The organism is Streptomyces sp. NPDC040589 (assembly GCF_055594445.1).
The window spans coordinates 1246423-1258038 of the sequence record NZ_JBVIWP010000001.1 but is presented as its reverse complement, the minus strand read 5'-3'; the positions used below and the strand labels follow the sequence as shown (position 1 = coordinate 1258038).

At 70.4% G+C, this 11616-nt stretch carries 10 protein-coding genes, 1 tRNA gene and 1 pseudogene; 8 read left to right on the top strand and 4 right to left on the bottom strand.

The window, feature by feature from the left end; genetic code table 11:
- Positions 1 to 4: 4 nt before the first annotated feature.
- The 4 genes from ACZ58V_RS05800 to ACZ58V_RS05785 all read left to right on the top strand — a co-directional run bounded on the left by ACZ58V_RS05800 (position 5) and on the right by ACZ58V_RS05785 (position 4590).
- Positions 5 to 1579 (top strand): complex I subunit 4 family protein, encoded by a 1575-nt coding sequence (locus tag ACZ58V_RS05800; protein ID WP_471288508.1) that lies wholly within the window; start codon positions 5 to 7, stop codon positions 1577 to 1579.
- Positions 1576 to 3099, top strand: coding sequence for an NADH-quinone oxidoreductase subunit N (locus tag ACZ58V_RS05795; protein ID WP_471288506.1), 1524 nt, complete (start codon positions 1576 to 1578; stop codon positions 3097 to 3099). Before ACZ58V_RS05800 ends, ACZ58V_RS05795 begins: the two co-directional genes overlap by 4 nt.
- Positions 3100 to 3337: 238 nt before the next feature.
- The gene (htpX, locus tag ACZ58V_RS05790) at positions 3338 to 4201 is read left to right on the top strand and encodes a zinc metalloprotease HtpX (protein WP_468186822.1); all 864 of its coding nucleotides are present in this window, start codon (positions 3338 to 3340) and stop codon (positions 4199 to 4201) included.
- Complete coding sequence (locus ACZ58V_RS05785; RefSeq protein ID WP_471288505.1) at positions 4198 to 4590, top strand: YccF domain-containing protein; 393 nt, start codon at positions 4198 to 4200, stop codon at positions 4588 to 4590. Before htpX ends, ACZ58V_RS05785 begins: the two co-directional genes overlap by 4 nt.
- A 265-nt stretch (positions 4591 to 4855) precedes the next feature.
- Here the strand turns inward: ACZ58V_RS05785 and ACZ58V_RS05780 are convergent, their stop codons facing one another.
- On the bottom strand, positions 4856 to 6127 hold the full coding sequence (locus ACZ58V_RS05780) for an APC family permease (protein ID WP_471288501.1): 1272 nt from the start codon (positions 6125 to 6127) through the stop codon (positions 4856 to 4858).
- Between the two features lie 193 nt (positions 6128 to 6320).
- On the opposite strand from ACZ58V_RS05780, the gene ACZ58V_RS05775 reads away from it, so the two are divergent.
- A complete protein-coding gene (locus ACZ58V_RS05775) occupies positions 6321 to 6587 on the top strand; it encodes a GlsB/YeaQ/YmgE family stress response membrane protein (RefSeq protein ID WP_471288499.1) in 267 nt (88 codons plus the stop codon).
- 105 nt (positions 6588 to 6692) lie between these two features.
- Here ACZ58V_RS05775 and ACZ58V_RS05770 read toward each other — a convergent pair whose 3' ends face one another.
- Positions 6693 to 7181, bottom strand: a complete 489-nt coding sequence (locus ACZ58V_RS05770) for a YajQ family cyclic di-GMP-binding protein (protein WP_215119503.1) — start codon at positions 7179 to 7181, stop codon at positions 6693 to 6695.
- A 221-nt stretch (positions 7182 to 7402) separates the two neighbouring features.
- Here ACZ58V_RS05770 and ACZ58V_RS05765 point away from each other — a divergent pair.
- Positions 7403 to 7484: transfer RNA gene (locus ACZ58V_RS05765), tRNA-Tyr, on the top strand.
- A 63-nt stretch (positions 7485 to 7547) separates the two neighbouring features.
- Positions 7548 to 7775 (top strand): annotated as a pseudogene (locus ACZ58V_RS05760) (aromatic-ring hydroxylase C-terminal domain-containing protein); the annotation flags it as partial.
- Positions 7776 to 8051: 276 nt separating this feature from the next.
- On the opposite strand, the gene ACZ58V_RS05755 reads toward ACZ58V_RS05760, so the two are convergent.
- Entirely contained in the window at positions 8052 to 10403 is a 2352-nt protein-coding gene (locus tag ACZ58V_RS05755; protein WP_471288497.1) for an MFS transporter, read from the bottom strand.
- Between the two features lie 165 nt (positions 10404 to 10568).
- On the opposite strand from ACZ58V_RS05755, the gene ACZ58V_RS05750 reads away from it, so the two are divergent.
- Positions 10569 to 10781 carry a hypothetical protein gene (locus tag ACZ58V_RS05750; protein WP_189728683.1) on the top strand — a complete coding sequence of 71 codons (213 nt, stop codon included), beginning with the start codon at positions 10569 to 10571 and terminating at the stop codon, positions 10779 to 10781.
- A gap of 22 nt (positions 10782 to 10803) precedes the next feature.
- On the opposite strand, the gene ACZ58V_RS05745 is transcribed toward ACZ58V_RS05750, so the two are convergent.
- Entirely contained in the window at positions 10804 to 11460 is a 657-nt protein-coding gene (locus tag ACZ58V_RS05745) for an NAD(P)H-binding protein (RefSeq protein ID WP_471288495.1), read from the bottom strand.
- Positions 11461 to 11616 lie beyond the last annotated feature (156 nt).

Here is an 11616-nt window from a genome sequence, read left to right as displayed (position 1 = left end):
AGGCGTGATCGATATCAACGAGTCCGTGATGCAGGTCCTTCTGGCGTTCATCGTCGTCGGCCCGCTCCTCGGTGCCGCCGCGGCTCTCCTGCCGGCTCCGCCCGGGCTGAAGGGGAAGTCACCCGAGCAGGCGGTGCTCCGGCACGGCGTCACCGTCACCGGCGCGGTCCTCATCGCGGCGATCGTCCTCGCGCTCGGCTTCGACCACGACCAGCCGTCGAAGATGCAGGCCAGCACGGACATCAGCTGGATCCCCGCACTCGACGTACGCGTCCACCTCGGCATCGACGGCATCTCCCTCCCCCTTCTGGTCCTGACCGCGCTGCTGACCTTCCTCTGCGCGCTCTACTCGTACTTCAAGATGCCCGAAGGCCCGACCCCGAAGGCCTTCGTCGCCCTGCTGCTCGTCCTCGAGTCCGGCACCCTCGCGACCTTCGCCGTCCTCGACCTGCTGCTGTTCTTCCTCGCCTTCGAGATGGTCCTCATCCCGATGTACTTCCTCATCGCCCGCTGGGGCGGTGAGGGCCGGAGCCAGGCCGCCTGGCGGTTCATCCTCTACACGCTGCTCGGCTCCGTGGTCATGCTGCTCGGCCTGCTCCTGATCGGGCTCAAGGCGGGCACGTTCGACATGATGGCACTCGCCACTGACAACGGCCGGTCGCTGACCGCATCCGTGCAGGTCATCGCCGTTTTGTCGATCGGGATCGGGCTCGCGGTCAAGACGCCGATGTGGCCGCTGCACAGCTGGCTGCCCGATGCCCACACCGCCGCGCCGACCGTCGGCTCGGTCCTGCTGGCCGGTGTCCTGCTGAAGATGGGTACGTACGGATTCGTCCGGATCCTGCTGCCCATCGCGCCCGACGGCTTCCGCACCTTCGCGCCCTACCTCGCGGCGCTCGCCGTCGTCGGCATCATCTACGGATCCCTGGCCTGTCTGGCCCTCGCCAAGCAGGGCGCGAAGGGCGATCTCAAGCGCCTCATCGCCTACTCGTCCGTCGGTCACATGGGTTTCGTCCTGCTCGGCATCGCCACCATGACCCCGACCGGCGTGAACGGCGCCCTCTTCGCCAGCATCGCCCACGGCCTCATCACCGGCCTGCTCTTCTTCCTGGTCGGCGCGCTGAAGGACCGCACCGGCACCACCGACCTCGACACCCTCGCCGAGGAGACCGGAGCCGCGCTCTACGGCAAGGCCCCGCGCCTCGGCGGCCTGCTGGCCTTCGCCGCGGTCGCCTCGCTCGGCCTGCCGGGCCTGGCCGGCTTCTGGGGCGAGATGCTGGCACTGTTCGGAGCCTTCCAGCCCGCCGCGGGCCTCAGCCGACCCGCCTTCCTCACCTTCATGGCGATCGGCGCGTTCGGCACCCTGCTGACGGCCGCGTACCTGCTGATCGTGGTCCGCCGCGTCTGCATGGGCGCCCTGCCTCAGGATGCCCCGAAGCTCACCGACGTGCGCTCGTACGAGTTCGCGGCCTGGACCCCGCTCGTCGCCCTCACCGTCGTCGCGGGCCTCTGGCCCAAGGTCCTCCTCGGCCTGAGCGACCCGGCCGTCCAGCAGCTCCTCGCAGGAGGCACCCGATGAGCTCCCCGGTCCAGCCCCTGGCCGCGTCGCTGGTCCAGTCCGTCGACTGGCTCGCGATCGCGCCGCCCACCATCGCGGCGGTGGTCGGACTCGTCGTCCTGGTCGCCGACCTGTTCGTCGCCGAGCACCGGAAGACGCTGCTCGGCTGGTCGTCGGTTGCGGGCCTGGCCGCCGCCACACTGATGCTGCTGCCCCTCCTGGACGGCGACCGCAGCACCTTCTGCCTGACCGGCGACGCCACCGTCTGCAGCTACACGGCCGACCGTTTCACCCTGGTCATCCAGTTCCTGGTCCTCGGCGGGGCCCTCCTCACCGCCCTTCTGTCGGTCACCGCCCTGAAGGACGCCCGCAAGGACCTCCCCGAAGGGGAGTACTGGTTCCTGCTGCTGTCCTCCGCGGCCGGCGCCGCCCTCCTGCCCGCCTCCCGCGACCTCGCGACCCTGATCGTCGCCCTGGAGGTCGCCTCCCTGCCAGCCTTCGCGCTGGTCGGCCTGAAGTACGGCGACCGGAAGTCCTCCGAAGCGGCCCTGAAGTTCTTCCTGTCCTCGGTCACCGCGACCGCGGTCAGCCTCATGGGCATCAGCTTCGTGTACGCCTCCACGGGCACCCTCTACCTCAACCAGGTCGCCGACCGCATCCAGAACGTCGACGGGCAGCTCCACACGCTCGCCCAGACCGGCGTCGTCCTCACCCTCGTCGGCTTCGCCTTCAAGACGGCCGCCGTGCCCTTCCACTTCTGGGTGCCCGACACCTACGTGGGGGCGCCCCTGCCCATCGCCGCCTACCTGTCGGTCATCGGCAAGGCGGTCGGCTTCAGCGGCCTGATCCTCGTCACGGTCGTGGCCCTCCCGTCGTACGCCGACCTCTGGGGCCCGGCCCTGGCGGTCCTGGCCGCGCTCACCATGACCGTGGGCAACGTCGGAGCCCTGCGCCAGCAGGCCACGCGCGCGTACAGCGCGGTCCGCCTGCTCGCCTGGTCGTCCGTCGGCCAGGCCGGCTACCTGCTCGTTCCGATCGCCGCCGCCGCGTACTCCGGGGACGCCGAGAAGTCGATCGGCTCCACCGTCGCCTACGCCCTGATGTACGGCGCCGTGAACCTCGGCGCCTTCGCCGTGGCCGCGCTCGTCGGCCGTGCGAAGTCCCTCAACCGCGTCGCCGACTACCGAGGCCTGTACGCGTCGAACCCCCTGTCCGCCCTGCTCCTGGCGTTCTTCCTGCTCTGCCTCGCCGGACTGCCCCCGGGCATCATCGGCCTCTTCGCCAAGGTCACCGTCTTCGCGGCGGCCGTCGACGCGGGCCTCGGCTGGCTGGCCGTGATCATGGCCGTCAACGTCGTCATCGCGCTGTTCTACTACCTCCAGTGGACGACCCTGCTCTTCCGCGCCCCCGAGGGCGAGCCCGTGAAGCACCGCGTCCCCGCCCCTCTCACCGCCGCGATCGCCCTGACCGGCGTCCTCGGCATCGCCCTGTCCGGGGCACCCCAGCTCGTCCTGCGCTTCACCGACACCGCGCTCTTCTGAACGACAGCCGCTTTCGCCACGCGCGCGTGGGGCACCCGCCTCCCCACGCGCGCGTGCCGCTTCCCGGCGCCGTTCACCCGGACGGCCCATACCCGCCGCCGCACGCACAAGGGAACTAGTGCCCCCCGCCTGGCGTTGACCAGTACGGGAGGGTCCACTGGACGTGACATCACGGCACCAGTGGCACCGCAGATCACCGAGCAAGGGTCCCCCTGCCGCACCACTTGGAGGGCGTACCGTGCACCGCCGGCACAACGGGCTCAGGACCGCAGTCCTCCTCGGGGGACTGTCCGCCCTCATCATCGTCATCGGCAGCTTTTTCGGCCGTATGGGGCTCGTCATCGCCGTCCTGGTAGCGCTGGCCACCAACGCGTACGCCTACTGGAACAGCGACAAGCTGGCACTGCGCGCGATGCGGGCCCGCCCGGTCAGCGAGTTCGAGGCCCCGGGGCTCTACCGCATGGTCCGCGAGCTCTCCACCCAGGCCCGCCAGCCCATGCCGCGTCTGTACATCTCCCCGACGGAGGCCCCCAACGCCTTCGCCACGGGCCGCAACCCGCGCAACGCCGCCGTGTGCTGCACCGAAGGAATCCTGCGCCTCTTGGACGAGCGTGAGCTGCGCGGCGTCATCGGCCACGAGCTCAGCCACGTCTACAACCGCGACATCCTCATCTCGTCGGTCGCCGGTGCCCTCGCCTCCGTGATCATGTTCCTGGTCAACTTCGCCTGGCTGATCCCGATCGGGCGCTCGGACGACGATGACGGCCCCGGCCTGCTCGGGATGCTGTTGATCATGATCCTCGGTCCGCTCGCGGCCTCGCTCATCCAACTGGCCATCAGCCGCTCCCGGGAGTACCAGGCGGACGCCTCCGGCGCCCAGCTCACCGGCGACCCACTCGCCCTGGCCAGCGCCTTGCGCAAGCTCGAACTCGGCACGAAGCAGCTCCCGCTGCCTCCCGAGCCGCGTATCGAGACCGCCAGTCACATGATGATCGCGAACCCGTTTCGCCCCGGCCAGGGCCTCTCGAAGATGTTCTCCACGCACCCGCCGATGGCGGAACGCATCGCCCGGCTAGAGAAGATGGCAGGTGGGAACCAATGAGGACCATTCTCAACGTCGTATGGCTCGTCCTGAGCGGCTTCTGGCTGTTCCTCGCCTACATGCTCGCGGGCCTGCTCCTCTGTATCACCATCATCGGGATCCCGTTCGGCATCGCGGCCTTCCGCATCGGTGTCTACGCCCTGTGGCCCTTCGGGTACACGACGGTCGAGCGCCGTGACGCGGGCGCGCCGTCCTGCGTGGGCAACGTGCTGTGGCTGGTGCTCGCGGGCTGGTGGCTGACTCTCGGCCACATCGTCACCGGCATCGCCCTGTGCGTCACGATCATCGGTATCCCGCTCGGCATCGCCAACTTCAAGCTCATCCCGGTCTCGCTGCTCCCGCTCGGCCGCGACATCGTCCGGACGGACGAGCCTTTCACGGCACGCTGACGGCGGAGCGACGCAGCCCGGTTTCCACAGGCCAGGGGTTATCCACAGGCCCGCCCGGCTGTCAGCGGCGGCCTGCATGATGAACCCATGACCGCGATCGAGCAGCTGCCGACCCGAGTGACAACCAGTACCCACAAGCCCTTCCCAAGGGACCGGACTTCGCATCCCGCGCCCGCAGACAAGGTGAGAGGCCCCTGACCGGCGGCAGCCACAAGGGCCTGACCAGCAACAGCTGTTCAGCTCTGCCCCCAACCGCCTGCAAGCCCTACGTCCTCCCCGCCCCAGCCCCCGCCCACCGTCGCACGCCGTACACAACCGCCCCCACCACCAACACACCAGCTCCCACGACCACCGAAACCGCCGGCAGTGAGAACGCCAGCACCACGCACCCGGCCAGCCCGACTCCCGCCACCACCCGAGCCACCGGCACCGCCGATGCCGATGCCGAATCCAGCGTCCACGCCGACGCGTTGGCCACGGCGTAGTACGCCAGCACACCGAAGGAGGAGAACCCGATCGCGCCCCGGACGTCCACCGTGGCGGTCAGGACCGCGACCACCGCACCTACCGCCAGCTCCGCCCGGTGCGGCACCTGGAAGCGCGGATGCACGGCCGCCAGCGCCCCCGGCAGATGCCGGTCCCGGGCCATGGCCAGCGTCGTCCGCGAAACCCCGAGGATCAGAGCCAGCAGTGAGCCCAGCGCGGCCACGGCCGCACCGACCCGCACCACCGGCACGAGCCAGGAGACCCCGGCCTCCCGCACCGCGTCCGCCAGTGGCGCCGTCGCGTCCACGAGGCCGTCCGACCCGAGCACCGAGAGGACAGCCACCGCGACACACGCGTACACCACCAGCGTGATGCCCAACGCCAGCGGAATCGCGCGCGGAATGGTGCGCGCCGGGTCGCGTACCTCCTCACCGAGGGTCGCGATACGGGCGTACCCGGCGAACGCGAAGAACAGCAGACCGGCCGCCTGAAGCACTCCGCCCGCACCGCCCGAGGCCCCGACGTCCAGCCGTCCGGCGTCCGCCGCACCGGACACCAGACACCCGACCACCACGGAAGCGAGGACAGCCAGGACCACCGCCACGATCACCCGCGTCAGCCACGCGGACTTCTGGATCCCGCCGTAGTTCACCGCGGTCAGCGCCACCACGGCCGCGACCGCCACCGCATGCGCCTGCCCCGGCCAGACGTACATGCCCACGGTGAGCGCCATCGCCGCACAGGAGGCCGTCTTCCCGACCACGAACGACCAGCCCGCGAGATACCCCCAGAACTCCCCGAGCCGCTCACGCCCGTAGACATAGGTGCCGCCCGAGGCGGGATACAGGGCTGCGAGGCGAGCCGACGACGTGGCGTTGCAGTAGGCGACCACGGCGGCGACGGCGAGCCCGAGGAGCAGCCCGGACCCGGCCGCGTGCGCCGCCGGCGCGAGGGCGGCGAAGATCCCGGCTCCGATCATCGAGCCGAGTCCGATGACGACGGCGTCTCCCAGGCCGAGGGTGCGGCGCAGTCCGGAACCGGAGGCGTTCATGCGTCGCACCCTACTGATCAGTGCAACCGGCGGTCGCCGCCAGGACGTCCTCCTGATGAAGACGGCGTGACAGCACGCGGCAAGGACGACGCGCGCGGTACGCCCGACGTACGACGCACCAGCACGGCCTGCCGGGAGCAAGATCACATGGCCGGGACAGTGCGGGCACAGCGTGAAAGGGCAGGTTCACGGCATGACCATTATCAGCTGGATCATCCTGGGACTGTTGGCCGGAGCCATCGCGAAGTTCCTGTTGCCGGGGCGCGACCCGGGCGGCCTCATCGGCACGACCCTGATCGGGATCGCGGGCGCGTTCATCGGCGGCTGGATATCGGCCCGCTGGATGGACCACCCGATCACCAAGGACTTCTACGACGGCACGACCTGGGCCGCGGCGATCGGCGGATCGCTCGCCCTCCTGGTCGCCTACCGCCTCCTGTTCGGCAACTCGCGCAACTGAACGCGCACACCGACCGCGGCCGGCAGACGAGAAGGGTGGACACCGGCAGGTGCCCACCCTTCCTCGTATCTGTGCAGACCGTGAGCCCCGAGGACCCGACCGGACCTACCGGTAGTTCACGAACTGCAGGGCGAAGTCGTAGTCCTTCTCCTTCAGCAGGGCGATGACGGCCTGCAGATCGTCACGGCTCTTGGAGCTGACCCGCAGCTCCTCGCCCTGCACCTGCGCCTTTACGCCCTTCGGGCCCTCGTCGCGGATGGCCTTCGCCACCTTCTTCGCGTTGTCCTGGGAGATGCCCTCCTTGATCGAAGCGAAGATCTTGTACTCCTTGCCGGAGAGCTGGGGCTCGCCCGCGTCCAGAGCCTTCAGCGAGATGCCACGCTTGATCAGCTTGGACTGGAAGACGTCGAGGATCGCCTTCACCCGGTCCTCGGAGTTCGCCTCCATGAGGATCTGCTCACCGGACCACGAGATCGAGGCGCCCACGCCCTTGAAGTCGTAGCGCTGCGAGATCTCCTTGGCGGCCTGGTTGAGTGCGTTGTCGACCTCCTGCCGCTCGACCTTCGAGACGATGTCGAAACTGGAGTCGGCCATGTCCTGTGGCTCCTTGTATCGGGGTGCGTATCGTGCGTACCGGCGTACGTGGGCGGCCGCCGGTCCCGTTCAGGTCCCGGGCCGCATCCGGACAAGCCTAGCTACCCCCCGCCCTCCGGGTGCCGATCAATCGGGTGGCGAAGCACCCCTCCACATCAGGTATTGTTTACGTCGTTGCCACGGAGCGCCGCCGTAAAGCGGCTCGACGGGCAGCGAACCCCGGCGGTGTGCCCGAGCGGCCAAAGGGAGCAGACTGTAAATCTGCCGGCTCAGCCTTCCCAGGTTCGAATCCTGGCGCCGCCACACTGGGGAGAACCCCCTTCCTCTGCGGAGACGCAGAGGAAGGGGGTTTTTCGTATTCACTGTCGCCTCTACGAGCTGATGCGCGGCGGCCGCGGCCTGCTGCTCGACCGGACGGGCCGGCTGTCGGTGGCGGGCTGGGCGGATCGGGTCGACCACGTCGTCGACGTCAGCGAGGAACTGGACGCGCCCGCGGTCCTGTTGCGACCGGACGGCCATGTGGCCTGGGTCGGCGAGGACGAGCGGGAGCTGCTCGGCCGGCTGCCGCGGTGGTTCGGCGCGGCGACGGGCTGAGCGCGTCCTGGTTCCCCGGACGGAACATGGTCGGCGGCTCGCGTGCAGGAACTGCTCGCCCTGACATGGGCGGCAACTCACTCACATGAACAGCTCGCCTGGACATGAGCGGCGGCCCACCTCGCGCGAACTGCCCGCCCGGACGCCGAGCTGGTCCGGCGCGGCAACCGGGCGAGCACGCGCGTCCCTAGTGACCTGACACGGGCGGCGGCCCACCCAGTAGCACGTACGCACGACAATCGGCCGACCGCGCCCCACGCACCCTCACCCCACCGCCTACTCGCTCCCATGGGCGAGTTCGATGTCATGGTCGTCCACGCCCGTGCCCGCGACCGACACCGACGCTGCCTGCGGCGGATACCCGGTCGCGATGACCGTGTACGCACCTGTGTCCAGGTCGGAGAACGCGTACGCCCCGTCGACGCCGGTCCGGGTCGTGGCGACCACGTTGCCCGCCACGTCCACCAACGTCACCCGCGCGTCGCTCAACGGCGCGCCCCCTCCGCGCACCGTGCCCCGCACCTGCGCGCCGGGCCGCAGCTCGAGCTCGACCCGCGTGGTCCCGGCTCCGCCGATCTCGACGATCTGAGCCAGCGGCCGGTGCTTGGGGGAGTTGACCGCGAGGGTCACCGGGCCCGGCACCAGGTCGTTGACGGTGAACTCGCCCAGCACATCGGTCCGTCCGGTGGCCAGTACGTCCCCGCGCACGTCCGTCACGATGACCACGGCCTCGGCGACCGGAGTCCCGCTGTCCGCCGACCGCACCACACCGGCGAGTCCGCTGGTGCCGCTCAGCAGGACGTCGTACGCCACCGGCTCACCGGCCACGACGATCGTGGAGGCCTGCGGCTGGTAGCCCTCCGACGAGGCGATCAGGACGTAGGAACCGGCGTCGGGAGCCTCCACGCCGTACGACCCGTCGCCCCGCGAGACCGACCGCCCGAGCTGCTTGCCGCCGAGCGAGATCAACGTCACCGCGGCCCCACCGACCGGCACCCGTTCGGCACCCAGGACCCGCCCCTGCACGGGAATCCCAGCCGTGCCACCGAAGGACCCGACCGCCCCGACCGCCCCGACCTCCGCGACAGCCGGCTCACCCACAACCGGCTCACCCACAACCGGTCCATCGACAACCGGCTCCTCGCCAACCGCCGCCTCAACCACCGCATTAACTGCCGCATCAACCGGCGCCCCCGCTGCCGCCCCCGCCTCCACCCGCTGCCGCGGAATGAACGACGCGACCACGAAGGCGAGCAGCGCGGCCCCGGCCCCGATGGCCAGGACGACCTTGAACCCGTTCTGGGACGGCAGGGCGGTGTGCCCGAAGGGCGTCGTCATCTGGGCCAGGATCACCCCGGCCACCGCGCTGGCCGTCGACGTACCGATGGACCGCATCAGCGTGTTGAGACTGTTCGCCGCGCCCGTCTCCGAGGCCGGTACCGCGCTCATGATGAGCGCGGGCATGGAACCGTACGTGAAGCCGATACCGGCACCGATGACGCAGGTGACGAGCACGAAGTGCCACAGCTGCGACATCAGCACGATGTTCAGCCCGTACCCGGCGGCCACGATCAGCGCGCCGACCATGAGGGTGATCTTCGGGCCCTTGGCCTTGGACAGGGCGGCCGAGACCGGGGCCGTGGCCATCATGACCAGGCCGGACGGGGCCATCGTCAGGCCGGCGACGAGCAGCGACTCGCCCAGCCCATAGCCGGTCGCCTTAGGCAACTGCAGGAGCTGCGGAATGACGAGGGACATCGCGAACATCGCGAACCCGACGGCGATCGAGGCGAGGTTGGTGACCAGCACCTGACGGCGTGCGGTGGTCCGCAGGTCGACCAGCGGCTGCCCGACGCGCAGCTCCCACCAGCCCCACACCAGCAGCACGACCACGGCCGCCGCGAACAGGCCGAGAGTGGTGCCGCTGTTCCAGCCCCAGTCGGCGCCCTTGGAGATCGCCAGCAGCAGGGACACCAGCCCCACGGCCATGCCGATGCCGCCGACCAGGTCGAAGCGCCCGCCGGTGCGCACCTCCGACTCCGGCACGATGGCCGGCACCAGCACGAGGGCGACGGCGCCCAGTCCGGCCGAGGCCCAGAACAGCACGTGCCAGTCGAAGTTGTCCGCGATCAGCGCGGCGGCCGGCAGCCCGAGGGCACCGCCGACGCCGAGGGAGGCGCTCATCAACGCAGTGGCGGAGCCGAGCCGTTCGGCGGGCAGCTCGTCCCGCATGATGCTGATGCCGAGCGGGATCACGCCGGACGCGAGGCCCTGCAGCGCCCGTCCGACGATCATCGGGGTGAGGGCGTCGCTGAGCGCGGCGGTCACCGAGCCGGCCACCAGCATGACGAGGCTGATCAGGAGCATCCGGCGCTTGCCGTACATGTCGCCGAGCCGGCCCGTCATCGGGGTGGCGACGGCCGCGGCGAGCAGCGTGGCGGTGACGGCCCAGGCGGCGTCCGACGCCGAGGCGTTCAGCAGCCGGGGGAGCTCCGGGACGATCGGGATGACCAGGGTCTGCATCAGCGAGACCACGATCCCGCCGAAGGCCAGGACCGCGACGACGGCGTTGGCCCGTGGCGCTGCGGGCTTCCCGACGTCGGCGGGTCGGGGAAGGGCATGGGGCATGGCCGAGCCTCCGTAGGGGGCGTCAGGGACAGCGCGACCCGCCAAAACTAGGTCAATTGATTGACTTAAGCAACCGGAATGAGAGTGAGGACCCAGTGGACGAAGGAAGCAGGCACGGCGCAGGGGACAGGCATACTCACACCGCACACGCGGCACACTGGCCCCATGTCCTCCCGCCGCAGAATCTGCCCCGAGTGCCGCCGCGAGATCGCCGTCGTCGCGGGGCGGTACGCGCGCCACGATCCGCCGGGCGCCCGGGAACACGGCGAACTCACCTCGTGCCCGGGCTCCCGCCGGCAGGCCCGGCCCGGCGCGGAGCAGCCGTCCCTGGACGGCTACGCGGTGCCGGACTTCCCGGGCCAGCTGCCCCTGTTCTAGGGAAACTCCGCCCCGGAAGGCGTCAGTTCCCGGCCACCGACTTCACCGCCACGGACACCGGCGCCGGTCCACTGATCAGCTCCAGGGTGAGCCCGGCCGTCGCGGCGGTGTCCACCAACTCCGCCAGTACGGCGGCCACGTCGTCACGCGGAATCGTCCCGCGCCCCGTGCGCGCCTCCAGGCGGACGAGGCCGGTGCCGGCGTCGTCGGTGAGCTGACCGGGCCGCAGGATCGTCCAGTCCAGGGCGTTCAGGCCACGCACGTACGCGTCAGCCTCGCCCTTGGCGCGCAGATACACGTCGAAGATCTCATCGCCCTCGTGCCGCGGGTCGGCACCCATGGACGACACGACCACGAGACGCCGTACGCCCGCCTTCACCGCCGCGTCCGCGAAGAGGACCGCCGCGGCCTTGTCCACCGTGTCCTTGCGGGCCGATCCGCTGCCCGGACCCGCGCCGGCCGCGAAGACCGCCGCGTCGGCACCCCGCAGCCGGTCCGCGACCTCGTCCACGGACGCCGACTCCAGGTCGAGCACGACCGGTTCGGCACCGGCCTCCCGCAGATCGTCGGACTGTTCGGCCTTGCGGATGATCCCCGCTACCTCGTCCCCGCGCGCGGCGAGCAACCGCTCCAGCCGCAACGCGATCTGACCATGACCACCAGCGATAACAATGCGCATGCCTTCGACCGTACGCCCGGACACCCCCGTCCGCCGCACGACTTCGCCCACGCCCCAACCGACCACCGTCCCCACCGAACCGTCCCCACCAAACCGGCCCCACCGAACCCGCCCCACCGACCCCCGCCCCACGACAGGGCCCCGACCCCACGACAG